Annotated in this window: 22 protein-coding genes; 18 read left to right on the plus strand and 4 right to left on the minus strand. The window is 73.4% G+C overall.

Features of this window, described 5'->3' with window-relative positions; translation table 11 throughout:
• The first annotated feature begins 33 nt into the window (after positions 1-33).
• The 5 genes from CP973_RS06500 to CP973_RS06520 all read left to right on the plus strand — a co-directional run bounded on the left by CP973_RS06500 (position 34) and on the right by CP973_RS06520 (position 5,458).
• The gene (locus tag CP973_RS06500) at positions 34-1,089 is read left to right on the plus strand and encodes a PucR family transcriptional regulator (protein ID WP_150238366.1); all 1,056 of its coding nucleotides are present in this window, start codon (positions 34-36) and stop codon (positions 1,087-1,089) included.
• 182 nt (positions 1,090-1,271) lie between these two features.
• Positions 1,272-1,577: a DUF6412 domain-containing protein gene (locus CP973_RS06505; protein ID WP_150238367.1), complete on the plus strand. Its 306-nt coding sequence runs from the start codon at positions 1,272-1,274 to the stop codon at positions 1,575-1,577.
• Positions 1,578-1,673: 96 nt separating this feature from the next.
• Positions 1,674-2,441, plus strand: a complete 768-nt coding sequence (locus CP973_RS06510; protein ID WP_150238369.1) for a YidC/Oxa1 family membrane protein insertase — start codon at positions 1,674-1,676, stop codon at positions 2,439-2,441.
• A gap of 137 nt (positions 2,442-2,578) precedes the next feature.
• Positions 2,579-3,436, plus strand: coding sequence for a fumarylacetoacetate hydrolase family protein (locus CP973_RS06515; RefSeq protein WP_150238372.1), 858 nt, complete (start codon positions 2,579-2,581; stop codon positions 3,434-3,436).
• A gap of 165 nt (positions 3,437-3,601) precedes the next feature.
• On the plus strand, positions 3,602-5,458 hold the full coding sequence (locus CP973_RS06520) for a choice-of-anchor A family protein (protein ID WP_341874795.1): 1,857 nt from the start codon (positions 3,602-3,604) through the stop codon (positions 5,456-5,458).
• Between the two features lie 36 nt (positions 5,459-5,494).
• Here the strand turns inward: CP973_RS06520 and CP973_RS06525 are convergent, their stop codons facing one another.
• Together CP973_RS06525 and CP973_RS06530 are read right to left on the minus strand one after the other, a co-directional pair.
• Positions 5,495-6,013 carry a heme-degrading domain-containing protein gene (locus tag CP973_RS06525; RefSeq protein WP_167538422.1) on the minus strand — a complete coding sequence of 173 codons (519 nt, stop codon included), beginning with the start codon at positions 6,011-6,013 and terminating at the stop codon, positions 5,495-5,497.
• A 5-nt stretch (positions 6,014-6,018) separates the two neighbouring features.
• Positions 6,019-7,125: a Gfo/Idh/MocA family oxidoreductase gene (locus CP973_RS06530; protein ID WP_150238379.1), complete on the minus strand. Its 1,107-nt coding sequence runs from the start codon at positions 7,123-7,125 to the stop codon at positions 6,019-6,021.
• A gap of 55 nt (positions 7,126-7,180) precedes the next feature.
• Here CP973_RS06530 and CP973_RS06535 point away from each other — a divergent pair, with 55 nt between their 5' ends.
• The 13 genes from CP973_RS06535 to CP973_RS06595 all read left to right on the plus strand — a co-directional run bounded on the left by CP973_RS06535 (position 7,181) and on the right by CP973_RS06595 (position 19,943).
• The gene (locus CP973_RS06535) at positions 7,181-8,452 is read left to right on the plus strand and encodes an ROK family transcriptional regulator (protein ID WP_425281940.1); all 1,272 of its coding nucleotides are present in this window, start codon (positions 7,181-7,183) and stop codon (positions 8,450-8,452) included.
• A 222-nt stretch (positions 8,453-8,674) separates the two neighbouring features.
• Positions 8,675-9,085, plus strand: a complete 411-nt coding sequence (locus CP973_RS06540; RefSeq protein WP_150238384.1) for a hypothetical protein — start codon at positions 8,675-8,677, stop codon at positions 9,083-9,085.
• Between the two features lie 178 nt (positions 9,086-9,263).
• Positions 9,264-10,022 carry a GntR family transcriptional regulator gene (locus CP973_RS06545; RefSeq protein WP_150238386.1) on the plus strand — a complete coding sequence of 253 codons (759 nt, stop codon included), beginning with the start codon at positions 9,264-9,266 and terminating at the stop codon, positions 10,020-10,022.
• Between the two features lie 141 nt (positions 10,023-10,163).
• Positions 10,164-11,285 carry a TIGR03364 family FAD-dependent oxidoreductase gene (locus CP973_RS06550; RefSeq protein WP_150238388.1) on the plus strand — a complete coding sequence of 374 codons (1,122 nt, stop codon included), beginning with the start codon at positions 10,164-10,166 and terminating at the stop codon, positions 11,283-11,285.
• Between the two features lie 5 nt (positions 11,286-11,290).
• The gene (locus CP973_RS06555; protein WP_150238390.1) at positions 11,291-12,013 is read left to right on the plus strand and encodes a phosphonatase-like hydrolase; all 723 of its coding nucleotides are present in this window, start codon (positions 11,291-11,293) and stop codon (positions 12,011-12,013) included.
• Positions 12,010-13,137, plus strand: coding sequence for an ABC transporter ATP-binding protein (locus CP973_RS06560; protein ID WP_150238392.1), 1,128 nt, complete (start codon positions 12,010-12,012; stop codon positions 13,135-13,137). Before CP973_RS06555 ends, CP973_RS06560 begins: the two co-directional genes overlap by 4 nt.
• Positions 13,130-14,059 (plus strand): 2-aminoethylphosphonate ABC transporter permease subunit, encoded by a 930-nt coding sequence (locus CP973_RS06565; RefSeq protein ID WP_244409300.1) that lies wholly within the window; start codon positions 13,130-13,132, stop codon positions 14,057-14,059. The genes CP973_RS06560 and CP973_RS06565 overlap by 8 nt, the downstream gene beginning before the upstream one ends.
• Positions 14,046-14,843, plus strand: coding sequence for an ABC transporter permease (locus tag CP973_RS06570; RefSeq protein WP_150238394.1), 798 nt, complete (start codon positions 14,046-14,048; stop codon positions 14,841-14,843). Before CP973_RS06565 ends, CP973_RS06570 begins: the two co-directional genes overlap by 14 nt.
• Positions 14,844-14,887: 44 nt before the next feature.
• Positions 14,888-15,952, plus strand: a complete 1,065-nt coding sequence (locus CP973_RS06575; RefSeq protein WP_150238396.1) for a 2-aminoethylphosphonate ABC transporter substrate-binding protein — start codon at positions 14,888-14,890, stop codon at positions 15,950-15,952.
• A gap of 177 nt (positions 15,953-16,129) precedes the next feature.
• Complete coding sequence (locus CP973_RS06580) at positions 16,130-16,909, plus strand: HAD-IIA family hydrolase (protein ID WP_150238398.1); 780 nt, start codon at positions 16,130-16,132, stop codon at positions 16,907-16,909.
• 129 nt (positions 16,910-17,038) lie between these two features.
• Positions 17,039-17,779, plus strand: coding sequence for a hypothetical protein (locus tag CP973_RS39870; protein WP_167538274.1), 741 nt, complete (start codon positions 17,039-17,041; stop codon positions 17,777-17,779).
• A complete protein-coding gene (locus CP973_RS06590; RefSeq protein ID WP_150238400.1) occupies positions 17,763-18,476 on the plus strand; it encodes a class F sortase in 714 nt (237 codons plus the stop codon). The genes CP973_RS39870 and CP973_RS06590 overlap by 17 nt, the downstream gene beginning before the upstream one ends.
• Positions 18,477-18,875: 399 nt before the next feature.
• Positions 18,876-19,943 carry a glycoside hydrolase family 6 protein gene (locus CP973_RS06595; protein WP_150238402.1) on the plus strand — a complete coding sequence of 356 codons (1,068 nt, stop codon included), beginning with the start codon at positions 18,876-18,878 and terminating at the stop codon, positions 19,941-19,943.
• 59 nt (positions 19,944-20,002) lie between these two features.
• Here CP973_RS06595 and glxA read toward each other — a convergent pair whose 3' ends face one another.
• Both glxA and CP973_RS06605 read right to left on the minus strand, forming a co-directional pair.
• Positions 20,003-21,976 carry a radical copper oxidase GlxA gene (glxA, locus tag CP973_RS06600; protein ID WP_150238404.1) on the minus strand — a complete coding sequence of 658 codons (1,974 nt, stop codon included), beginning with the start codon at positions 21,974-21,976 and terminating at the stop codon, positions 20,003-20,005.
• Entirely contained in the window at positions 21,973-24,012 is a 2,040-nt protein-coding gene (locus CP973_RS06605; RefSeq protein ID WP_150238406.1) for a glycosyltransferase family 2 protein, read from the minus strand. The genes glxA and CP973_RS06605 overlap by 4 nt, the downstream gene beginning before the upstream one ends.
• Positions 24,013-24,167: the final 155 nt, after the last annotated feature.

Below are 24,167 nucleotides of genomic sequence, written 5' to 3' on the forward strand. Positions count from 1 at the left end.
ATCCCTCCGCATCACGCCAGGAACGAGGTAGCGATGTGTGATCTCCTGACCCGCATCTGGTCACGCCCCCGCGGTGAATGGACCCGCGTTCTGAAGAAGGAACTCCCGGCGCTCGCCGGGAAGGTGACCGAGGAGCTGCGGAGCGGCTTTCCCGCCTTTTCCGCACTTCTCGCGGAAATGGGCGCCGAAGAGGCCCGCTGGGCAGTGGAACAGGCCATGCTGGTGGCGCTCGGCTACCAGGAGACCGCGGAACGCGCCCGGCGCCCCAAGGACCTCGTCGTCACCCCGCTGCCGGTCGCGCCCGCCCGCCGCGAACTGTTCGCCGCGCTCTGCGGCACCAAGGACGTCTCCGATGTCGCCCTCTGCGAGGTGGCCCGCTGCGCCGGCTGGCCCGTACCGGCCTTCGTCCAGGCCATCGCCCTCGCCTCGCCCGCCGAAGCGCCCCAGCTGGCCGCCGCCCTCGGGGACGCCCTGATCGGCACGGTGGACGGCGACACCTGCCTGCTCGTGCCCGATCCCGGTACGCAGACCCGGGCCCGCCTGGAGGCCGCGCTCAAGGGGCGGGCGGCGGCGGTCGGCCACGCCGTACCGGCCGGTGACACCTCCTCCTCGCTGCGCTGGGCGCGCGCTCTGCTGGCCCTCTCGCCCGGCCGCGGCGGCCCCGACACGCGCCCGGCCTTCGTCGACGACCACCTCTCGGCGCTGCTCCTCCTCCAGGACGAATCGCTGGCCCGGGCGCTGTCCTCGCGCTGGCTGAGCCCGCTGGACGACCTGACCCCGCGACAGAGCGAGCGGCTGGAGGTCACCCTGCTGGCCTGGCTGGAAGGCGGTGGCGCGCCGGAGGCGGCGAAGGTGCTCCAGGTGCATCCGCAGACGGTGCGCTACCGCCTGCGGCAGATCGAGAAGCTCTTCGGACCCGCGCTGCGCGATCCGCGCACCCGCTTCGAGCTGGAGATGGCGCTGCGCAGCCGCCGTCTGATGGCCCACGTACGGCGCTACCGCTCACGGGCCGGGCGCCGGGCGCGGGCCGTCGCCTCCACCATCCGCCCGCTGGGCATGGCCCGGGAGGCCCGGGTCAACGGGCTGTGACGGCGCACCCCGACCGCGGCGGCCCCGGGCTCCCCTCCGGGGCCGCCGCTCCGCCCGCCGCCGCTGCGGTTACGCTGGGGCGGACACCGGTGGTACGGCTGGCAGGACCGATGCGACCAGCAGAACCGGTGCGGCTAGTAGAACTGGTACGACCGGTACGGCTCACGGAAAGGAGTGCACACATGCAGCGCTGCGCCGACGCCTGGCGGCTGTACGTGGGCGCGCTCTTCTTCCTGCTCTCCGGATTCCTGCTCGCCCAGAGCGGGCTGGCCCCCGCGTTCGCCGCCGCCGCGACCACCGCCGCCGTGCTGCTGCTGTGCCGCGCCTTCCTGGCCGCCGTACTCGCCCGGCCCGAACCGCCGGGCCGCGTCCGCACCGCCCTGCGCGACCGGGAACGCCGTACGGCCTTCCTGCCACAGCGCGATCCCGACGCCGCCGGCCGTCCGCGGCCCAGGGCACCCGGCCGTTCCCTCCCGACGGCCGCGTAGGCGCTTCCACCTCGCACCCGTGCGGGGGCTCCGGCCCGCGCGGCTCGTCACGCCGACCTCTTCCCCGGCACGACGAGACCCGTGGAGGGCTCACCCATGTCCGTTTTCTCCACCCTGGGCAGCGCGCTGACCCAGGCCGCCGACCTCATCGAACCGCTCTTCGGCGGCTCCGCGACGGCCGCCGCGATCATCCTCTTCACCCTGTGCGTACGCGCCGCCCTGCACCCGCTCGCCCGCGCCGCCGCCCGCGGCGAGAAGACCCGCGCCGCGCACGCCCCGCGCCTGGCCGAGCTGCGGCGCAAGTACGCCAAGGACCCGGAACGGCTGCGCGAGGCGACGCTCGCGCTCTACGCCGAGACCGGCTCCTCACCGCTGGCCGGCTGCCTGCCGGCGCTCCTGCAACTCCCCGTCTTCTTCCTCATGTACCACCTGTTCACCGACGACGGCAGCGGCCTGCTCGGGCACACGCTGCTGGGCGCGCCGCTCGGCGGCCACTGGTCGCAGGCCCTCGCGGACGGCGGGCCGTTCGGGCCGCACGGGCTGGTGTACCTCGCGCTGTTCGGCCTGGCCGCGGCGGTCGCCTTCTGGAACTACCGGCGGGCGCGTACGACGATGGCGCGGAGTGCCGAGGGGGGACCGGCTGCCGACGGTGCGGTGCCCGGTCTCGGCGGCATGCTCAAGATCATGCCGCTGCTGTCCTTCGGGACGCTGATCAGCGTCGCGGTGCTGCCGCTGGCGGCGGCGCTCTACCTGGCGACGACCACGGCGTGGACGGCGTGCGAGCGGGCGCTGCTGCACCGGGGCGGTGGCGCGGACCGTACGCCGGAGAAGGGGGGCGCGGCCCCGGCCCGTACCGCCGGGTAACGGTCCAGTACGTGAACCGGGTCTTGCGGAGCGGACGCCGTTCTTGGACGATCGTCCGAATCGCTCGATGGCCGTCCCCATCGGCCGGTCCGGGAGAGCCCTCCCGGACCGACCCTTCGACCACGGGAGTTGTACCGATGAAGCTGCTGCGTGTCGGTCCGGTGGGGGCGGAACGCCCGGCGCTGCTCGACGAGGAGGGCGCCCTGCGCGACCTGTCGTCGCTGGTCACGGACATCGACGGTGCTCTGCTGGCGGACGCCCCGGCCCGCACGCGGATACGGGCCGCGGCCGCCGCCGGAGTGCTGCCGCGCCTGGACCCGGCCGGGCTGCGCACCGGCCCGCCCGTCGCCCGGATCGGCAAGGTCGTGTGCATCGGGCTGAACTACCACGACCACGCCCGCGAGACCGGCGCCGCCGTACCGGCCGAACCGATCGTCTTCATGAAGGCGCCCGACACGGTCGTCGGCCCGTACGACCCGGTGCTGGTGCCGCGCGGCAGCGTGAAGACCGACTGGGAGGCCGAACTGGCCGTCGTCATCGGCCGGACCGCGCGCTATCTGGAGACCGACGACGAGGCCCGCGCCGCCGTCGCCGGCTACACGATCGCGCACGACGTCTCCGAGCGCGAGTTCCAGATCGAGCGCGGCGGCCAGTGGGACAAGGGCAAGAACTGCGAGACGTTCAACCCGCTGGGCCCGTGGCTGGTGACCGCCGACGAGGTGCCCGACCCGCAGGTGCTGGGCGTACGGCTGTGGGTCAACGGCACGCTGCGGCAGGACGGCACGACCGCCGAGCAGATCTTCCCGGTGGCCGAAGTCGTCCGCTACCTCAGCCGGTTCATGACCCTGTACCCGGGCGACGTCATCAACACCGGCACCCCGGCGGGTGTGGCGATGGGCTGCCCCGAGCCGAAGCCGTACCTGCGCGCCGGTGACGTGGTGGAGCTGGAGATCGACGGCCTGGGGCGGCAGCGGCAGGAGCTGAAGGCGGCCTGACGGGGCCTCAGGCCTGGGTGACGGCGGGGCGGTCGGCTGGCGGCGGTGCGACTGTCGGCTGGACAGGGGGACTCGCCGTACGGGTGCGCGGGCCGACCGGCCGCCCGGCCTCTCTACGCACATAGTGTGTATATGCCTGCAAAAAAGACAAAACGGTCCCATGTGGTGGGTGCCGCTGCACTGGGAGCCGTCGCCGCCGTGCTCCTCGGCCTGTTCGCGGCGTTCGGCTTCGCGGCCCCGCTGCCCGACGGGCTCGGCCCGTGCCTGGGGGACGGCTGCCCGTCCTCGTACGACGATCCGAACAACGGACCGGTGGCCGGCCGGGACGAGAACCTCAACATCTTCGTCGGCGGCGACTTCCGCGTCGGCGGCTCGGCGGCGGAGGCCGAAGGGAAGGTCGTCACGCTCGGCGGTTTCGAGATGAACAAGACCGGCGGGTCCGGCGTCTACAACGTGGGTATCGCGGTGGGTTCCCGGGTGCCGCCGCCCAACGGCTCCGACTTCCTGACCGTGGGCGGCGACGTCACCATCGCCCCCGGGCAGCGGCTGCTCGCCGAGGAGGGCAGCACCCACGGCGTCGTCGCCTACGAGGGCCGGCTCACCGGCACCGTGATTCCCCAGGCCGACCAGCGGCCCGGCGCCGCCGACCCGTACCGCAGGCTGGTGCCCGACCTCACGGCGAGCAGCCGGTGCTACGCGCGGACCGGGAACGGGCCGCGGCCCGCCACCGGCACCGCCGTCAACCAGGGCTACTCGACGGTCTTCACCGGGGACGGCAGGTCCGCCCTCCAGGTCTTCAACGTCGACTTCGACCTGGCGGGACGCAACGGCGGCGCCCAGGGCATCACCTTCACCGGAATCCCGGAGGGCGCGACCGTCCTGGTCAACATGCTCGGGGACGCCCGTACGATCAACACGTACATCGGACACGACCTCCAGCCGCGCGGCATCCGCCAGCGGCTGCTGTGGAACTTCCCGGACGCGAACACGGTCGAGTTCAAGGGCAGCGCGCAGTTCCAGGGGAGTGTGCTGGTCGGCAAGCAGGGCAGTACGACGACGGTGTCGGTACCGGGCATGAACGGCCGGTTCTTCACGGTCGGTTCGCTGGTGCACACCTCGACGTCCGGCTCCGAGATGCACAGCTATCCGTTCGACGGCGACCTGCCGGACTGCCGGGAGCAGACCCCGACGCCCAGCCCGACGGCCAGTCCGTCGCCCAGTCCTACGGAGCCGACCCCGTCGCCGAGTCCTACGGAGCCGTCGCCGTCGCCGACCGAGCCGAGTCCGTCGCCGACCGAGCCCAGCCCGTCGCCGACGGAACCGTCACCGAGTCCCACGGAGCCGTCACCGAGTCCGACCGAGCCGAGTCCGTCACCGACCGAACCGTCGCCTTCGCCCACGGAGCCGTCGCCTTCGCCCACGGAGCCGTCGCCGTCGCCCACGGAGCCGACTCCGTCGCCGACCGAGCCCAGCCCGTCGCCCACGGAGCCGACTCCGTCGCCGACCGAGCCCAGCCCGTCGCCCACGGAGCCGACTCCGTCGCCGACCGAGCCCAGCCCGTCGCCCACGGAGCCGACTCCGAGCCCGACCGAGCCGTCACCGAGCCCGACGGTCCCCTCACCGAGTCCGACCGAGCCGATCCCAACCCCGACCGAGCCGACCCCGTCGCCGACGGAGCCGACTCCGGGCCCGACGGACCCGACCCCGGACCCGACGGACCCGACCCCCGGCCCGACGGAGCCGACTCCGGGCCCCACGGAGCCGACCCCGGGCCCCACGGACCCGACCCCGGACCCGACCTCCCCCGAGCCGACGCCAACCCCGACCTCAACTCACACCCCCGCCCCACCCTTACTCCCACTCCCACTCCCACCCACTCCTCCCACACCCCCCTGCCCAGCCCCGCCCCCACCTCCACCGACGGCGGGGATCAGCTGGCGCACAGTGGCAGCGGGTTCCGGGATCCGTTGTTCATCGGGGCGGCGGTGGCCACCGTCATCAGCGGTGTGGTGCTCGTACTGATCATCCGCACCCGGCGCCGCTCGGACTGACGAGCCGTCAGCCCTCTGGGTGCTGCTCGATGTAGCGCACCAGGGCGTCGACCACCAGCGCGTGGTCGTCGCCCTGGGGGAGGCCGGAGACCGCGACCGTGCCGACGACTCCCGTACCGCGCAGCCGTACGGGGAAGGCGCCGCCGTGTGCGGCGTAGCGGTCCGGGTCGAGGCGGGAGGATTCCTCGAAGGTCCGGCCCTTGGCGCGGAAACGGGCGCCCACCAGGTACGACGACTCCGCGTACCGCTCCACGACGCGGCACTTGCGCTCGATCCACGCGTCGTTGTCCGCCGACGTACCGGGCAGCGCGCAGTGGAACAGCTGCTGCCCGCCGCGCCGGATGTCCACCGTCACGGCCGCGCCGCGCTCGCGCGCCAGGTCCGTCAGCAGGCAGCCGAGCCGCCACGCGTCCTCGTTGCCGAAGCGGTCCAGGACCAGGCGGCGTTCCTGCTCCTCCAGTTCGCGGACCTGGTGGCGCGCCGCCTCCCGCTCGTCGGTGCCGTTCAGCACACCCGTGCCGTTCATGCCGCTCATGCCGACTCCTCGGTCTCCTCGATCCGGACCGTGCGGCCCTCGGCCGCCGATGCCTTCGCCGCTTCCAGGACGCGCAGTGTGGCCGCCGCTTCCCGGGCGCTCACCGGCGGACGGCCGCCGGTGCGCAGGGCCTCCGCGACGGCGGCGTAGTACGCGGGGTAGTCGCCGGGCAGGGTCGGTACGGGGGCGCCGCCGCCGGTCAGCGGGGACTCCCCGGCGCCGAGCCGGCCCCACGACGCCTCGGGTTCCGTGCCCCATCCGGCCGGGTCCTCGCCGGGCCGCCGGCCCTCGCGCAGCGCCGCTTCCTGCGGGTCCAGCCCGTACTTCACATAGCCCGCCCGGCTGCCCAGCACGCGGAAGCGCGGACCGAGCTGGGCGGTGGTCGCGCTCACCCACAGGTGCGAGCGGACGCCGCCGGCGTGGGTGAGCGCGAGGAACGTGTCGTCGTCGGCCTCGGCGCCCGGGCGGCGCACGTCGGACTCGGCGTAGACGTGGGTGACCGGCCCGAAGAGGGCGAGTGCCTGGTCGGCGACGTGGCTGCCCAGGTCGTACAGCAGCCCGCCGATCTCGGCCGGGTCGCCGGACTCGCGCCAGCCGCCCTTCGGTTTCGGCCGCCAGCGTTCGAAGCGCGACTCGAAGCGCAGCACGTCGCCGAGCGCGCCCTCGGTGATCAGCTTCCGCACCGTGCGGAAGTCGTTGTCCCAGCGGCGGTTCTGGAAGACGGAGAGCAGCAGACCGCGGTCGTCCGCGAGGGCGGCCAGCCGCTCGGCCTCGGCGGCCGTCCCGGAGAGCGGCTTGTCGACGACCACCGGCAGTCCGGCCTCCAGCGCCGCGGTGGCGAGCGCGACGTGGGTCTTGTTGGGGGAGGCGATGACGACCAGGTCCAGTTCGCCGGCGCGGGCCAGCACCTCGTCGGGGGTGGCGACCGTGCGGACCTGGGGGTGCTCGGCGCGGGCCTGTGCCTGCCGGTCCGGGCTGCCGGTGGAGACGGTGTCCAGCACCAGGCCGCCGGTGGCGGCGATCAGCGGGGCGTGGAAGACCGAGCCGGCGAGACCGTAGCCGATCAGGCCGACGCGCAGGGGTGTGCCGGGAGAGTCGTTCATGCGTCCACTTAAGCAACGCTGTTGCCAAAGTGCAAGCAATACGGACAATGGACGGGTGACCAGCCACGACTCCGAAGAACGTGTCGCCGCGCACGCCACCGAACGCGCCACCGCACCGGCCCCCGCGCCACCGGGCGGCGGAGCCGGGCTGCCCGGTGGCGGAGTCGGGGTGTCCGGTGGCGGAGCCGGGCTGTCCGCCCTGCGCGGCCACAACACCGCCCTGGTGCTGGGGCTGCTGCGGTCGGCCGGTCCGGCGGGCGTCAGCCGCCTGGAGCTGGCCGCGCACACCGGACTGACGCCGCAGGCCGTCAGCAAGATCCTCGCCCGGCTGCGGGCGGCCGGGCTGGTCGCCGAGGCGGGCCGGCGCGCCTCCACCGGCGGCAAGCCGCCCACGGTGCTGCGTCTGGTGCCCGAGGCCCGGTACGCGATCGGGCTGCACCTGGACCGCGACGAGCTGACCGCCGTCCTCGCCGACCTCGCGGGCCGCACCGTCGCCGCGCGGACCGCCCCGCTCGACCTGGGCGCGGGCGCGTCCGCCGTGCTGGACACGGTGGCCGGGCAGCTCGCTGCGCTGCCGGACGAGGCCCGCTCGTCCCGTGTCCTGGGCGTCGGTGCCGCCTGCCCCGGGCCGCTGGACCATACGGCCGGGGTGCTGCGACGGGTCACCGGCTTCCCGGACTGGGACGGCTTCCCGCTGCGCGACGCGCTCGCCGGACGGCTCGGCCTGCCGGTCGTCCTGGACAAGGACACCAACGCCGCCGCCCTCGGTCTGGCCCGGCGCGAGCCGGACGGGCGCGGTTCGTTCGCGTACCTCCACCTCGGTACGGGGCTGGGCGCCGGCCTGGTGCTCGGCGGTGCGCTGTACCGGGGGGCCCGGACCGGCGCGGGGGAGTTCGGGCACCAGGTGCTGCAACTGGACGGCCCGCGCTGCGGGTGCGGAAAGCGCGGCTGCGTCGAGGCGCTGTGCCTCGACCGGGCGGCACGCGGCGAGCCCGCCGAGGCGGCGCGCATCCTGGGCGTCGGCGCGGCCAACCTCGTGGAACTCCTCGACATCGACCGGGTGCTGCTCGGCGGCCGTACGGTGCTGGCGCGTCCCGACACGTACGTACGCGGCGTGGCCGGAGCCCTGGCCGAACAGGCCGGCATCCGAGGCGACGGCGGTACGCCCGCGATCCCGGTGGCCGTGGCGGAAGGGGGCGCGCAGGCGGTGGCGGACGGCGCGGCGCAACTCGTCCTCGCGCCGCTGTTCGGCGCGCCGGGGACGCCGTTCGGGGGTGGCGCGGCGGGTACGCCGTTCGGGGGCGGCGCGGCGACGGAATTGCGCTGAGGCGGGGGCTTTCGTCGTCCGGGGGCTGCGCCGAGGCATGGGTTTCCGTCGTCCGGGGCTGCGCTGAACGCGCGGCATTCGGGCGATCGGACGCGCGTACCGGGGGCGTCGGGGCCCGGGTGGCGCACGCCCGTGGCAAGGTCCGGGAACGACCGGTCATACGAGATACGAACGGTCCGGTCCGGGCCGCCCGTCCGCGCCGGGCGAGCAGGGAGGTCCGTCATGCCCGTGCGCCCGCTCCGCGCGCCGACGCGCGCCGCCGTCTCGGCCGCGCTGCTGGCCGCCGTATCCCTGACGTGCCCGCCCGCGACCGCAGCTGAGGGCCCCGGCCACCGGATGGGTGCGCGGGCGGCGGCCGAGTGGCCCCCGGCGGCGAGCGGGACTGACCGCACAGCCGGCCGTACGGCTGATCAGACGGCCGACCGCACAGCCGGCCGTACGGCTGCTCGCACAGCCGACCGCACGGCTGGTCACACGGCGGCCGACCGTACGCCCACCCGCCCGCGCCGTCCGCCCCACCACCTCGCGGACACCGGAGCCGCCGGCGTCACCCGTATCGGTGCCGTCGCCCTGGTGCTCCTGGCCGCGGGCGTCCTCCTCCTGGCGGCCGCCCGCCGCCTCCGACGGCGCTGACCGGGACACCGGCCACACGCCGGCCACACGCCGGCCAGGGCACCGGCCGTGCGCCGAGCGGCACTACGGTCGCGCGCTGAACGGCACTCCGGCCGTGCGCCGAGCAGGACACCCGCGAGCCCCCTTCCCGACGGCAACGCGTAACCTCCGGCCGTACCCGGGGTGCGAGGATCGCCCGGTGGACTACCCGAACGGCCAGGAACCTGGCGCACCGATCCGCTCCGGCATCCCCGAGCACGGACGCATCCCCAAGTACTACGCGGCCAAGGTCCGATTGGAGACGCTGCTCGGCGAACTGGGCGAGGGCGAGGCGCTGCCGACCGAACGCGAACTGGCCCTGCGCTTCGAGGTGTCCCGGGAGACGCTGCGCCAGGCGCTCCGCGAACTGCACCTGGAGGGGCGGCTGCGGCGCCTGGGGCGCGGCACCGTCGTCGCGGGCCCGAAGCTGGAACAGCCGCTGTCCCTGGCGAGTTACACCGAGGGCGTGCGGAAACAGGGCCGCCGGCCGGGCCGCCATCTGGTCGGCCTGGACCGCTTCCCCGCGCCGGAGAAGCTGGCCGGTGAACTGGGCCTGCAAGTCGGTGACGAGGTCTGGCACATGGAGCGCGTGCTGCTCGCGGACGACGAACGGGTCGGCCTGGAGAGCACGTACGTCGCCGTGGCCCGCGTGCCGCGCCTGGACGCGGAGTTCGAGCCCGACTCCTCCTTCTACGCCTACCTCCACGAGCGCCTGGGCATCGGCTTCGGGGACGCGGACGAACGCCTGGAGACCGTACTGGCCACCCCGCGCGAAGCCCTGCTGATCGGCACTCCGGGCGCCCTGCCGATGCTCTTGATCCACCGTCTCTCGCGGGACACCCGGGGCCTGCCGCTGGAGCGGGTGCGTTCGCTCTACCGGGGGGACCGGTTCTCCTTCACGACCCACCTGGGCGGCTGATCCGGAAGGGGACGGCAGCGCGACGACTCGCCGCTGTGATCACGGCAAGGTAACGGGTCTAGGCCAAACTTGCGGCCCCGTTCACCACCCCGTCCCCTCCCGGACCGCCGCACGCCACCCGCCCCCACGACCGTTCCCGGCATGCGAGTCATAGTTGTCGGAGCGGGTGTGCTGGGAACCCTGCACGCCTGGCAAGCGGTCGAGCGCGGCCACGAGGTCGTGCACATCGAGCGGGAGACCGAGGCGCGCGGGGCCTCGGTGCGCAATTTCGGACTGGTCTGGGTCGGCGGCCGGGCCGGCGGCGCGGAGCTGGACACCGCGTTGCGGGCCCGCGTCCTGTGGGAGCGGATCGGCGAGCGGGTGCCCCGGCTCGGCTTCCGCGCCAACGGTTCGCTCACCGTCGTACGCGACGCGGCCGAACGCGCCGTCGCCGAGGCGGCCGTCCGCCGCCCCGACGCGGCGTCCCGCGGATACGAGCTGCTCGGCGCCGACGAGGTCCGGGCCCTCAACCCCGCCCTGCGCGGGGAGTTCACCGGTGCGCTCTGGTGCGAGCGGGACGCCGCGGTCGAGCCGCGCACCGCTCAGCGGGCGCTGCGGGAAGCACTGTCGGCGTCCGGTCGCTACACCTTCCTCGGCGGGCGCGAGGTACGCGATGTCGTCGGCGAGCGGGCCGTCCGCGACGACCACGGCGGCCTCCACGAGGGCGACGCCGTCGTGCTGTGCACCGGCGCCTGGCTCGGCGGCCTGGTGCGGGAACTGGCGCCCGGCCTGCCGGTGCGCCGGGTCCGCCTCCAGATGATGCAGACCGCGCCGCTCGGCGAGACCCTGACCACCTCCGTCGCCGACGCGGACAGCTTCCGCTACTACCCGGCCTACGCGGGGCCGGAGCTGGACGCGCTGGCCGCCGCGCGGCCGCAGCCGCCGGTCGCGGCCGAGCACCGGATGCAGCTGCTGATGGTGCAGCGCGCCGACGGCGGCCTGACGATCGGCGACACCCACGCATACGCGACGCCCTTCGGGTTCGACGTCGTCGAGGACCCCTACGAACACCTGACCTCGGTCGTGGAGGCGCTGCTCGGCCGCCCGCTGCCCGCCGTGCGCCGCCGCTGGGCCGGGGTGTACGCGCAGTGCACCGACCCCTCGCGCGTCGTGCACCGGCAGCGGGTGCGGGACGGCGTCTGGCTGGTCACCGGACCCGGCGGGCGCGGCATGACCTGCTCCCCGGCGCTGGCCGAGGACACCGCGAACGAACTGGGCTGGTGAGGGCCGTGCACGACATCTATGCGGAGGACGCGCCGGTCTCCCTCGTCGTCCTCGACATGGCGGGGACCACGGTCGCCGACGGCGGGCTGGTGGAGCAGGCGTTCGGCGCCGCCGCCGGGCGGCTCGGCGTCGTACCGGGCAGCGCCGAGCACGCCGAGCAGCTGGCGTACGTCCGCGCCACCATGGGCGAGTCCAAGATCTCCGTCTTCCGGCACCTGTACGGGGACGAGGAACGGGCCCGGCGCGCCAACGCCGCCTTCGAGGAGGCGTACGGGGAACTGGTCGACGGCGGGCGGATCGCGCCCGTGCCCGGCGCCCGGGAGGCCATCGAGGCCCTGCGGGCCGCGGGCCGCACGGTCGTGCTGACCACCGGCTTCGCCCGGGTCACCCAGGACGCGATCCTGGACGCGCTCGGCTGGCGGGACCTGGCGGCGCTGACCCTGTGCCCGGCCGACGCGGGCGGCCGCGGACGGCCGTACCCGGACCTGGTGCTGACGGCGCTGCTGCGGACCGGCGCGGCCGACTCCGTACGGCAGGTCGCGGTGGCCGGGGACACCTCGTACGACATGCTCTCCGGGCGCCGCGCGGGCGCCTGTGTCGTCGCCGGGGTGCTGACCGGCGCCCATGACGAGGCGGCGCTGCGCGCGGCGGGCGCCACCCACGTCCTCGGTTCGGTGGCCGAGCTGCCCGCCCTGCTCGACGGCCCGCGGCCGGAGCGGCCCTCATGAGCGCGCCCGCCGAAACGGTCCGCCCCGCCGCCCCCGCCGCCCCCGCCGCCCCCTCCGGCATCCGCTTCGACAACGTCTCCGTCGCGTACGGCGGGAACGTCGTCCTGGACTCCTTCGACCTGACCGTCGAACCGGGCGAGGTGATGGCGCTGCTCGGCCCTTCCGGGTCGGGCAAGACCACCGCGCTGCGGGCGGTCGCCGGATTCGTCCGGCCGTGTGCCGGGCGGGTGCTGATCGGCGGCCGGGACGTCACCGGGCTGCCCCCGTACCGGCGCGGCATCGGGATGGTCGTCCAGCAGTACGCCCTCTTCCCGCACCTGCGCGTCGAGGACAACGTCGCCTTCGGCCTCAAGGCGCGGCGCGGGCGCACCGCGTCGCGTGCCGAGACGGCCGCGCGGGTGACCGAGGTGCTGGAGATGACCGGCATGGCCGCGTACGCCCGGCGCTATCCGCGCGAACTGTCCGGCGGGCAGCAGCAGCGCGTCGCCATCGCGCGGGCGCTGGCCATCCGCCCCGGCGTGCTCCTCCTGGACGAGCCCCTGTCGGCCCTCGACGCCCGGCTGCGCTCCGGCATGCTCGCCGAACTGGCGCGCCTGCACCGGGAGTTGCCCGACGTGTCGGTGCTGTACGTCACCCACGACCAGTTGGAGGCGCTGACGCTGGCGGACCGCATCGCCGTCATGGACCGGGCGCGGCTGCGCGACTGCGGCACGCCACAGGACCTCTACCGCCGCCCGCGCACCGAGTTCACCGCCTCCTTCGTCGGCAACGCCAACCTCCTGCCGGTGACCGCGGGCCCGGACGGCACGGCCGACTTCGCCGGCACGCGGCTGGCCGTCACATCCGCCGGGGGCGCGGCGCCCGGCGCCTCCGCCACGCTCTGCGTACGCCCGCACCTGGTCGGCCTCGGCGACGGACCCAACGCGCTGCACGGCCGTGTCACCGAGGTGCAGTGGCGCGGCGCGACCCACCGGGTGTACGCGGACGTGGCCGGGCACCGCGTCATGGCCGATCTGCGCGAACTGCGGACGCCGCCGGAGCCGGGCAGCGATGTCGTGCTGCACTTCGCCGCCGAGGACGCGGTGCTGCTCCCGGCCGGAGCGGGGAGCAGGGGCGATGAGTAGCCCGGGCGCGCTCGCGCCGCGGCCGGCCGGGGCCCGGCACGGAAGAGCGCAGCGGAGGGCGTCGTCGGCCCTGTGGGTTCTTCCCCCGCTCCTCGCCCTCGGGCTCGTCTTCCTCCACCCGCTGGTCCTGGTCGTACGGCAGTCCTTCACGCAGGACGAGGGCGGACCGCTGTCCACCGCCCCGTACGCGCAGGTCTTCGCCCAAGCGTCCTTCCGTGACGCGCTCGGGAACACCGTGCTGCTCGCCCTCGGCGCCACCGCCGGCTGCCTGCTCCTCGGCTTCGCCCTCGCCCTGGTGATCGCGTTCGTGCCGTTCCCCGGCAGCCGGGCCCTCAGCCGCTTCATCGACGTCTTCCTCGCCTTCCCGTCCTTCCTGATCACCCTCGCCCTGCTCTTCGTCTACGGCACGGCCGGTCTGGCCAACGGCCTGTGGACGGACGCCACCGGCGCCGCGAGCGGGCCCTTCGACTTCCTGCGCACCCCCTGGGGCGTGCTGCTCGCCGAGATCACCTACTTCACGCCCTTCGTGATGCGCCCGCTGCTCGCCGCCTTCTCCCAGGTCGAGTCCGGCCAGCTGGAGGCCGCCGCCTCGCTCGGCGCCCGGCCGGCCCGGATCGTACGGAAGGTGATCTGGCCCGAGGCACTGCCCTCGCTGGCGGCGGGCGGCGCCCTCGTCCTGGTGCTGACGCTCAACGAGTTCGGGATCGTGCTGTTCACCGGCGCCAAGGACGTGGTCACCCTGCCGGTGCTCGTCTACACGAAGGCCATCCTGGACGGCGACTACACGGGGGCGTGCGTCGTCGCCGTCGTCAACATCGTGCTGTCCCTGGCCCTCTACGGCCTGTACCGGACCGTGGCCGCACGGGCGGGCGGGACGCGTACGCCGTCCACGGGAGGTGACCGGCACCGTGCTCGTGCATAGCAAAGGCGCCCGCCGGGCCGTCTGGGCCCTGTTCTTCGTCCTCTTCCTGCCGGTCTTCGCGCTCCCGCTGCTGGTGATCGTCGCGGCGTCCTTCGCGAGCAGCTGGAGCGGGGCGCTGCCGTCCGGCCCGACGCTCGCGCACTACCGGGACATCACCCAGGGCGACTCCCTGCGGGCGCTGGTCACCAGCCTGGTCACGGCCGTCACCGCGAGCCTGCTCGCGCTGGCCGCCGGCACCTGGGCCGCGCTGGCCGCGCAACGGCTGCGGCCGCGCGCCCGCAAGGTGCTGGACGCGCTCTTCATGCTGCCGGTCGCGGTGCCGTCCGTCGTCGTGGGCCTGTCGCTGCTGGTCGCGTTCTCGCAGCCGCCGCTGCTGCTGAACGGCACCCCGCAGATCGTCGTCATCGCGCACACGGTCCTGGTCACCGCGTTCGCCCACCAGTCCGTCACGGCCGCGCTGGACCGCCTGGACCCGGCGTACGAGCAGAGCGCCGCCGGCCTCGGCGCGCGCCCCGCCTACGTCCTGTGGCGCGTGAAACTGCCCCTCCTGCTGCCGTCCCTGACCGCCGCCGCGGGCCTGTGCTTCGCGCTGTCCATGGGCGAGCTGAGCGCCACGATGATGCTCTACCCGCCGGACTGGCTGCCGCTGCCGGTACGGGTCTTCGCCGCCACCGACCGGGGCGCGCTGTTCGCCGGCGCCGCGCTCGCGGTGGTGCTGATGGCCGCCACGCTGCTCGTCCTGCTCGCCGTCTCCCGCATCCGCACCAAAGCCTCGTACCGCTGACGCACCCCCTCACCCCACCCCCTGCCAAGGAGTGACGCCACGTCATGCGCAGCCCCCTCAAGCCGACCGCCGCCCTCTGCGGCGCCCTGCTCCTCGCCGCCGCCCTGACCGGCTGCGGCGGCGCCTCCCGCGCCGGCGCCGACGCGAAGGAAATCACCGTCTACAGCGCCGACGGCCTGCGCGGCGAGCGGGGCGACGGCTTCTACGACCGGGTCTTCAAGGACTACGAGAAGAAGACCGGCATCAAGGTCAACCTCGTCGAGAGCGGGTCCGGCGCCGCCGTTCAGCGGCTGGCCCGCGAGAGGGCCAACACCAAGGCCGACATCGTCGTCACCCTGCCCCCGTTCATCCAGCAGGCCGACGGCAAGGGCCTGCTGGAGACCTACCGCCCCAAGGGCTCCGAACAGGTCGCCGCCGCGAACAAGGACCCGGACGGCAAATGGACCGCCGTCGTCAACAACTACTTCTGCTTCATCTACAACAAGCGGCAGCTCAAGGAGGCACCCCGCACCTGGCAGGACCTGACGGACGCCCGCTTCAAGGACAAGCTCCAGTACTCCACGCCGGGCGTCGCCGGGGACGGCACCGCCGTCGTCGTCCAGGCCCTGCACGACTTCGGCGGCCAGGGCCCGGCCATGGAATTCCTCAAGAAGCTCCAGGCCAACAACGTCGGCCCGTCCTCGTCGACCGGCCAGCTGGCACCCAAGGTCGACAAGGGGGAGCTCCTCGTCGCCAACGGCGATGTGCAGATGAACTACGCCAACACGAAGTCCATGCCGAACCAGGGCATCTTCTTCCCGGCGGCCGGGCCCGGTGCCAGGCCGTCCACCTTCGCGCTGCCGTACGCGGCCGGCCTGGTCAAGAACGCCCCGCACCCGGCCCAGGCCAAGAAGTTCCTCGACCACCTGCTCTCGCCCGAAGTGCAGCGGCAGGTCTCCGCGGCCGGCGGTGGCTTCGCCGCCCGTACGGACATCAAGGCCACCGACCGCAACGCCACCGAACTCGCCCGGATCATGCGAGGAGTCGAGATCTTCCGCCCGGACTGGAACGACATCGACAAGAACCTGGCCGCCTATCTGGACGCCTGGAAGACGGCGACGGGGAGCTGACCACCGCGCCGGCGGCCTCCGGCAGGTTCGGGACCGCGGTGGCTGACTTAGGCTGGGGGCGTCGGCCGTACGTACGAGACGCAGGTCACCCGGGGTGACGGGCGGGGCGTACGGGGCCCCGCGACGGCGCGGGCACGGCCGGCGCCCCTGGCAGACACGCACGGCGGGAGACCGGCAGTGGCAGAGCGCAAGCCGATCGAGTCATGGCTGACGGACATGGACGGGGTGCTGATGCACGAGGGCATCCCGGTGCCCGGTGCGGACGCCTTCATCAAGCGGCTGCGCGAATCGGGCAAGCCCTTCCTCGTCCTGACCAACAACTCCATCTACACCCCGCGCGACCTGCACGCCCGGCTGAGCCGGATCGGACTGGACGTGCCCTGGGAGTCCATCTGGACCTCAGCCCTGGCCACCGCCCAGTTCCTGGACGAGCAGCGGCCGTCCGGCACCGCGTACGTCATCGGCGAGGCGGGCCTGACCACCGCCCTGCACGACATCGGGTACGTGCTCACCGACCACGAGCCCGACTACGTGGTGCTCGGAGAGACCCGCACCTACAGCTTCGAGGCGCTCACCAAGGCCATCCGGCTGATCAACGACGGCGCCCGGTTCATCGCCACCAACCCGGACGAGACCGGCCCCTCGGCGGACGGCGCGCTGCCCGCCACCGGCTCGGTGGCCGCGCTGATCACCAAGGCGACGGGCGTGGAGCCGTACTTCGTCGGCAAGCCCAACCCGCTGATGATGCGGCACGGCCTGAACGTCATCGGCGCGCACAGCGAGACCTCCGCGATGATCGGCGACCGGATGGACACCGACGTGCTGGCCGGACTGGAGGCGGGCATGGAGACGTTCCTGGTGCTCACCGGGCTGACCGGCAAGAACGACATCGAGCGCCACCCGTTCCGGCCGTCGCGGGTCGTGGACTCCATCGCGGACCTCGTCGACCTGGTGTAGCCCGGCGCGGCCCGGGCCCGGCGCATACCGCCCAGGCCCGGCCGCTCACCCGGACGGCGCAGTACCGGCCCCCACCGGATGCGGGACCGCGCCGCCGGACGGACCTTCGGAAGTGTTCGGAGGTTCACCATGCGCTCACCGGGATTCACTCTCTGTGCCGCCCTCGCGGTCACGGTGCTGACTCCGGGGCCCGTGTTCGCCGCCGCGGCCCGGGCGCCGGGCGGTGCGGCCGGCACCGTCGCGGTCACCCCGTCCGCCGTCGCCCCGGGCACCGACACGGTCCTCCAGGTCACCGGCTGTCCGGGCCGTACCGGCCACGCCACCTCGGAGGCCTTCGTCGACGCGGTGCCGTTGGCGCGGGTCGCCGCGGGGCTGGTGGGCGACGCGCGGGTGCGCTCGACGGCGGACCCCGGCGCGTACACCGTCTCCGTCCGGTGCGACGGGGAGGGCGCGCGGGCCACCGGCGCGTTCGAAGTCGTACCCGCTCCGGCGCGTGCCGCGGGCGATGAGGACGTGAGCGGGCAGGCCGCGGATTCGGCGGCCGCGGGAGAAGACGGCGGGGACCTCGCGGTCGCGCCGCTCGCCGCCCAGACCTCCGGCGCCTCCGCGGAACCGCCCGCCACGCCGTCCGCCCCCGTACGGGCCGGAGGCGGAGGCATGGCCGCGCACCCGGCCGCCGGGCACCGGGCCGTGCCGCCCGCGAAGGAGTCGCGGGCCGCGCTGGTGCGGACGGCGGCCGCGGGCCACGACGGCGACGGCGTGTACGCGGTGGGACTGGTGCTGGCAGGGGGCGCGGCGCTCGCGCTCACCGGACAGGTGCTGCGGATGCGGCGCCGGCGCAAGGGATCGGACGATGGCGATGCCGGATGACGACCACCTGGCGGGCCGCCCCGCGCACGGCCAGGGACACGGACGGATGGCCGCCGGGGTGGCCTGGGCGGCGCTGCTGCTGGGCCTGTGGCTGTGGGGACGGGACCTGACCGACGGCGGTGACCTGGCGAAGGGGCCCACCACCGGCGACGTGGCGGCCGTCGGCCGCCCGCTGGGACAGGAACTGCCCGCCGCGCACGCCCCGCTGGCCACCGCCCCGGAGGGCCGCCCCGCCGAGGTGGTGATCGGCGCGCTGGGCGTACGGGCCGGTGTGGTGAAGACCGGGCTGGACGCGACCGGCGCGGTGGAGGCGCCGCCGTACCGCACCCCCGGGCTCGTCGGCTGGTACGCCGAGGGGCCGCAGCCGGGCACGGCGGGCGCCGCGGTGCTGGTCGGCCATGTCGACACGACCGACCGGCGCGCCGTCTTCCACCGCCTCGGCAGCCTCAAGCCGGGCCGGCCGGTGGATGTGCGCAGGGCGGACGGCAGCACCGCCCGGTTCACGGTCGAGGACGTGAAGATCTACGACCGGCGGCGGTTCGTGCCGCGGAAGGTCTACGGCGCGCACGTGCCCGGGCGCGCGGAACTGCGCCTGATCACCTGCGCGGGCTCCTTCGACCGGGAGCGGGACGCCTACACCGCCAACGTCGTCGTGCACGCGTATCTCACCAAGGTGACGCCCGCACCCGGGAGTTGAGGTGCCGGGCGGGGACGGTGCCCGGGAGCCCGACCGTGCCCGGCCGGCGGCTCGCTCCCCCTGAACCGCCGACCGGCCGGTCCTCGACCGCCGGGGTGTCAGGACTGCGGGAGTTGCCCTGCCGCCGGCGGGAGGTGCGTGGGCGCCTGCGCTCAGGCGCGTGCACGGGCCCGACCAGGGGCTGGGGCCAGGTGACCAACGAGAAGTTCACACTGGGTTCACTGTAGGACGGCTCCACCCGGCCGCCTAGGGGCAGTTGGGCCCCGAACCGGGCCGCGCGGCGATTTTCGGCCGGGGAGCCCGGGGCGTAACAGGTTGTCCACGGGCTCGCCTGCGGCTGAGGGGCGTGTGCCAGGATGGATTCGACCGGTCTTGTCCCGTGCTCCGAGGGGGGAGTGGATGTACGGCAACGTGCGGGGATCCGGGGGCGGCCCCCCGGGTGAGCGCCGCGCCGCCCGTCGGCGCGGCGCGTTCGGCGCGGCATCGGCGCTGGGGGCGCTGCTGCTGGTGTCCGGATGCTTCTCGTCGTCCGACGACGGCGAGGGGGAGGGGAAGGCAGGGGCCAGGCCCGGGCAGCAGCCCAAGTCCACGGTGCCGTACTGGGTCAACCCGGACGGCAAGGCGGCCCGGCAGGCCGCCGCGTACGCCAAGGAAGGCAAGGACGACGAAGCGCGCGAGATCGACAAGATAGCGGCGCAGCCGGTGGCCGAATGGATCGGTGCCGACAACCCGCAGGGGGAGGCCCGCGGCTTCACGGAGGCCGCCGCCAAGGCCGGCCGCGAGGCCCTGCTCGTCCTCTACAACATCCCGCACCGCGACTGCGGCAGCTACTCCAAGGGCGGCGCCGCGGACGGCAACGCGTACCGCGCCTGGCTGGATGGCGTGCTCAAGGGCATCGGCGACCGCCCGGCCACGGTCGTCCTGGAGCCGGACGCGCTGCCGCACATCGAGGACAAGTGCACCCCCGAGCAGTTCCACGAGGAGCGCTACGCCCTGCTGACGGAGGCCGTCGGCAAGCTCAAGGCCCTGCCGCACACCAAGGTCTACCTCGACGCCGGCAACCCGCACTGGATCAAGGACCCGGGCCGGATGGTGGAGCCGCTGAAGCGGGCCGGCATCGACAAGGCCGACGGCTTCGCGCTCAACATCTCCAACTTCCAGACCACCGAGGAGAACAAGAAGTACGGCAAGCGGCTGTCCTCGATGGTCGGCGGCAAGCACTTCGTCATCGACACCAGCCGCAACGGCAACGGCCCGGCACCCGGCGGCGACGACCACGAGAACTGGTGCAACCCGAGCGGCCGCGCCCTGGGCGCCACTCCCACGACCCGCACCGGCGACCCCCTCGTGGACGCCTACCTGTGGATCAAGCGGCCCGGCGAGTCGGACGGCACGTGCAAGGGCGGGCCCAAGGCGGGCGACTGGTGGCCCAGTTACGCGCTGGACCTGGCCCGCAATACGAAGTAGCGGAGACGGCGGGCGACCGCGGGGTGCTCCGCGACCTCGCGGAGCACCCCGCGGCCGTCTCAGTTCAGGCCCAGCCCCTTCAGCTGCGCCTTGGTCGCCGTCGGGACCTTCACCCAGACCGCCTTGGACGGCGTGCCCTGGTCGTCCACGGCGTTGAGCATGTACCAGCCGGGCGGCACCAGCGTCGGGTCCTTCGGCAGCGTGACCGTGACACCGTCCTTGGTCGTCTTGAAGTCCAGTGCGATCGACCGCTGTTCGATGTTGGTGACGTGGGTGAACGAACCCGGCCGCAGCAGCCGCATCTTCTTGATCGAGGAGGCGTGCTTGGTCCGGTACGTGGCCGTGCCGCCCAGCGGCACCGTCTTCGGCCCGGGATCCGTCAGCTCCGGCCGGGAGTCCCGGTAGAGGTACGGCGGCGTCCAGATGTCGATCTGCTGCTGGAAGACGCCGGGCTTGGTGTTGTCCTTGTCGGCGAAGAGCGAGTCGGAGCCGAACGTCATCACCCGGCCGTCCGGCAGCAGCAGCGCGCCGGAGTGGTAGTTGCGCCCCACCAGCGGATCGGCCACCGGCCGCGAGGTGTTGGCCTTCGGGTCGTACAGCTCGGCCTTGAGGATGTTGCTGTCGCTGCGCCCGCGGTAGTCGCCCGAGCCGTTGGTGGTCAGGACCGTGTCGTCGGGCAGGATCACACTGCTCGGGTAGCGCGCCTTCGCGTACAGCGGCGGGCCGTCCTTGAAGCGCGGCTCGGCGGCGTGCAGATCCACCAGCCGGGTCTTGTCGGTCGCCTTCGGGTCCTCGCCGACCCCGCCGCCGCCCAGCACCATGTACCGCTGGTCCTGCGCGGGCGGCAGCAGCACGGACATCGAGGTCTCCAGCACGTCCGGGTCGCTCATGCCGGGGATGACCTGGAACTTGTTGGTCTTCAGGTCCCAGATGCCGGGGGTGCGCCCGACGTTGTCGGGCCCGTACCCGGCGTTGGAGCCGGTGTAGAGCAGCCGCCCCTTGTCGGTGAGGAAGAGCGCGGGGTAGGTCGGGAAGAAGCGCTGCTTGGGCAGGTAGGTCCACTTCTTCGTCTTCGGGTCGTAGATCTCCTGCTTGCCCGGGACGACCTGCCCGATCTCGTCGAGCCCGGAGGTGGACAGCACCTTGCCGTCCTCCAGGCTGGTCAGCGTCGGGTACCAGCGGGCCTCGTTCATCGGGTCGACGGGGATGTAGCGCTCGGCCACCGGGTCGAACTCGAACGAGTCCTTGATCCCCTGGAAGTCCTTCTTGTCGAAGGACAGCTTCTGCGCGATGCCGTAGAGGTTCCGGGCGTCGGCGCCGGTCAGGCCGTGGATACGGTAGTTGTCCTGGGCGCCGGTGGAGTACTGGCGGCCCTCCTTGAGCGCCTCCACGTAGACCCGAGCCTCGCTGTGGGTGACCGTGACCTTGCCGGTCCTCGGGTCGGTCTTCTTCTTGGCGCGCGGCACCACGATCGGGTCCTTGGACTGGAACGTCTTGCCGTTCTGCTTGCCGGTGAACAGCGTCCCGGCCGGGAAGGTCTTCGGCGCGTCCGGGTTCTCGTTGTAGACGATCATCAGCCCGCCGGCCTTCTTCACGTCGCCGCCGAGCTTCTCGTAGCGCTGGGTGCCGCCGGCCACCAGCAGCTTGCCGTCCGGCAGCTGGGTGTGACCGGCGCAGAAGAGGTCCTTCGGGGTGGGGATGTTCTTGAAGGTGTTCTTCACCGGGTCCCACAGGACCGTACGGAAGGACTTCGCCGCGAAGTTCTTGGCGTTGTTCCCGGACCCGGCGACCAGCAGCACCTTGCCGGTGTGCAGCAGCGCGGCGTGAATCGTGTTGATCTTGTACTCGGGCGGTACGTCGACCACGTCCCAGTGGCCGTTGGCCGCCTTGTACTCCGGCTGATTGATCTTGTACTGGTGGTACTGGTCCGAGACGAACCCGAACAGGGCCGGCCCGTTCATCCCCGCCAGTGCGAGCACCACCGCCGCACCGATCGCGACTCTGCGGGTGCGCCGGCTCGGACGGTATTTCATGGGTGACGTCCCCCAAGGGCGATCTGGGCGGTCTGGTCGGCGGCGCCGCGGCGGCCCCGGTCACCGGGAGCGCCGTATCCGGCGGGCCCGGCCCGGCCGCCCGGTGTCGAGGTGCCGGACGAGGAGGTGCCCGGCAGGGCCACGGCTCCGCCGGTGCCGTCACCGGCGGCCCAGCTGGGCTGCCGCTGCGGATGCGGTGCCTGCTGCGGCCCGCCGCCCGGCCCGGCGGAGTCCCCGCCGGTCTTCTTGCGCCTGTCCTGCCGGATGCCCCAGCGCCAGGCGAAGATCGGCGCCGCGGTGATCAGCAGCGCGAGCGAGGCCCAGGTGACCATCGCCGGGTGGCTGTGCCCGAAGTAGAACGAGGCGCCCAGCGACCCGCCGAAGACCAGGATGAAGAAGAGGTGTACCCGGAACGTGCCGAAGAGGGTGTCCGGGCTGGAGGAGTCGCCCTTGGGCGTGACCACGAACTTGCTCTTGCGGCGCAGCGCCGCGTCGAACAGCGAGCGGGCGTAGATCGGCGCGGAGAGCGCGGACATCACCATGCCGGCCACCCCGCCGGAGCCCTCCGGCTCGTGCGGCGAGACGTTGTGGCGGCGGTTCCAGACGTACAGCCCGATCTGGAGCGCCGAGGCGTTGCCGTAGAGCATCATCCACACCGACGGGTCGATCTGCACGCCCGAGGCGCCCAGGCCCAGGAACAGCGCGCAACTGAGCGCCGCCAGAATCCAGTTCATGGCGGACATCGGGTAGAAGATGACCATCATCGTGTAGTTGAAGAAGGTGCCCGGCGGCAGCGTGAAGGGCGCCTTCCAGAACTGCTTGAGCAGCGTCTCGTACGTCCCGCGCGACCAGCGCAGCTGCTGGGTGAAGAAGTCCGTCCAGGCGGTGGGCCCCTCACCGACCGCGAGCACGTCCGGGGTGTAGACCGAGCGCCACTTCTTGCCGGTCTCCGGATTGCGGTGCCGGTGCATCTCGAAGCCCGTCGCCATGTCCTCGGTGATCGAGTCGTACAGGCCGCCGATCTGCTTCAGGGCCTTGATGCGCACGGCGTTGGAGGTGCCGACGAACATGGGCGCGCCGTAGCGGTTGCCGGCCCGCTGGATCAGCGCGTGAAAGAGGAACTGCTGCGACTCTGCCGCCTTGGTGACGAACGTGTCGTAATTGCCGTACACCTGCGGGCCGATGACGAAGCCGACGTTCGGGTCGCGGAAGAAACCGAGCATCCGCTCCAGGTAGTTGGGCAGCGGCACGTGGTCGGTGTCGACGGAGGCGAAGAAGTCGTAGGAGTCACCGTACGCCTGGAGCCAGGCGTTGTAGTTGCCGTGCTTGGTCTTCGCGCGGTGCGGGCCCTTCTTCCGGTTCCACTGCGGGATGCCCTTGCGCGTGAAGTGGTGCACGCCCAGGCGCTCGCAGACGGCCTTGACGTCCGGATCGTCGCCCTCGTCGAGGAGCCAGACGTGCAGCAGGCCGCGGTGGCGCACCTTGACGGCCGCCTCCAGCGTCTTCGTCACCATCTCCAGCGGCTCCTTGCCGGGCACGAAGGAGGTCAGGAAGGCGACGCGGGTGCCGTGTTCGGGGACGACCGGGATGGGGTCGCGGGCCACCAGGGTGGCGTGGGCGTTGGACAGCACGTTCATGCAGCGGAAGAACTCGATCAGCCCGATCGAGACCAGCATGACGATGTCCAGGACCGGCAGGAAGTCGTAGGCGGGGTGGTCGCGTTCGGTCCAGTGGGCCGGCTGCATCAGCCAGGCGAGCAGGCCGAGCGAGAGCAGGGGAGCGGCGCCGAGCAGCAACGCCGCGCGTATTCGGTGCGGTTCGTCCGCCAGCAGGCTGCGGTAGCGCACCTTGTAGGGCTTGCCCGGGTCCGGCTGGGTGAGCGGCCCGGCGAGGCGGCTGTAGTGCTCGTAGTCGTAGCGCGGCAGCGGCTTGCGCTGCGGCCGGCGCGGCCAGTGCTGGCGCGGCACACGCAGGCGCGTGGTCGCGGACGGGTCGTACTGGTGCTCCTGCCGGGCGCCGGTAGGCGGCGACGTCATGAGTCCATCCCCCCGGCACGCATGCTGGCTGCGTGCCCGTCTTCTCCTGGCCCGAGTCCTCCGGTCCCCCTCGACCGACCCGGGCGCAAATGGTGTCGGCCGCCTACGACATGGACGTAGGACGGCCGTCTTCCGGTTGCATGATTCCCGTTTGC

The organism is Streptomyces albofaciens JCM 4342, assembly GCF_008634025.1.
In the GTDB taxonomy this organism is placed as follows: Bacteria; Actinomycetota; Actinomycetes; order Streptomycetales; family Streptomycetaceae; genus Streptomyces; species Streptomyces albofaciens.

Bases quoted from the DNA above. Each gene is read 5' to 3' on its own strand.
- CP973_RS06500 (WP_150238366.1), top strand. From the start codon at position 34: ATGTGTGATCTCCTGACCCGCATCTGGTCACGCCCCCGCGGTGAATGG.
- CP973_RS06505 (WP_150238367.1), top strand. From the start codon at position 1,272: ATGCAGCGCTGCGCCGACGCCTGGCGGCTGTACGTGGGCGCGCTCTTC.
- CP973_RS06510 (WP_150238369.1), top strand. From the start codon at position 1,674: ATGTCCGTTTTCTCCACCCTGGGCAGCGCGCTGACCCAGGCCGCCGAC.
- CP973_RS06515 (WP_150238372.1), top strand. From the start codon at position 2,579: ATGAAGCTGCTGCGTGTCGGTCCGGTGGGGGCGGAACGCCCGGCGCTG.
- CP973_RS06525 (WP_167538422.1), bottom strand. From the start codon at position 6,013: ATGAACGGCACGGGTGTGCTGAACGGCACCGACGAGCGGGAGGCGGCG.
- CP973_RS06530 (WP_150238379.1), bottom strand. From the start codon at position 7,125: ATGAACGACTCTCCCGGCACACCCCTGCGCGTCGGCCTGATCGGCTAC.
- CP973_RS06540 (WP_150238384.1), top strand. From the start codon at position 8,675: ATGCCCGTGCGCCCGCTCCGCGCGCCGACGCGCGCCGCCGTCTCGGCC.
- CP973_RS06550 (WP_150238388.1), top strand. From the start codon at position 10,164: ATGCGAGTCATAGTTGTCGGAGCGGGTGTGCTGGGAACCCTGCACGCC.
- CP973_RS06560 (WP_150238392.1), top strand. From the start codon at position 12,010: ATGAGCGCGCCCGCCGAAACGGTCCGCCCCGCCGCCCCCGCCGCCCCC.
- CP973_RS06565 (WP_244409300.1), top strand. From the start codon at position 13,130: ATGAGTAGCCCGGGCGCGCTCGCGCCGCGGCCGGCCGGGGCCCGGCAC.
- CP973_RS06575 (WP_150238396.1), top strand. From the start codon at position 14,888: ATGCGCAGCCCCCTCAAGCCGACCGCCGCCCTCTGCGGCGCCCTGCTC.
- CP973_RS39870 (WP_167538274.1), top strand. From the start codon at position 17,039: ATGCGCTCACCGGGATTCACTCTCTGTGCCGCCCTCGCGGTCACGGTG.
- CP973_RS06590 (WP_150238400.1), top strand. From the start codon at position 17,763: ATGGCGATGCCGGATGACGACCACCTGGCGGGCCGCCCCGCGCACGGC.
- CP973_RS06595 (WP_150238402.1), top strand. From the start codon at position 18,876: ATGTACGGCAACGTGCGGGGATCCGGGGGCGGCCCCCCGGGTGAGCGC.
- glxA (WP_150238404.1), bottom strand. From the start codon at position 21,976: ATGAAATACCGTCCGAGCCGGCGCACCCGCAGAGTCGCGATCGGTGCG.
- CP973_RS06605 (WP_150238406.1), bottom strand. From the start codon at position 24,012: ATGACGTCGCCGCCTACCGGCGCCCGGCAGGAGCACCAGTACGACCCG.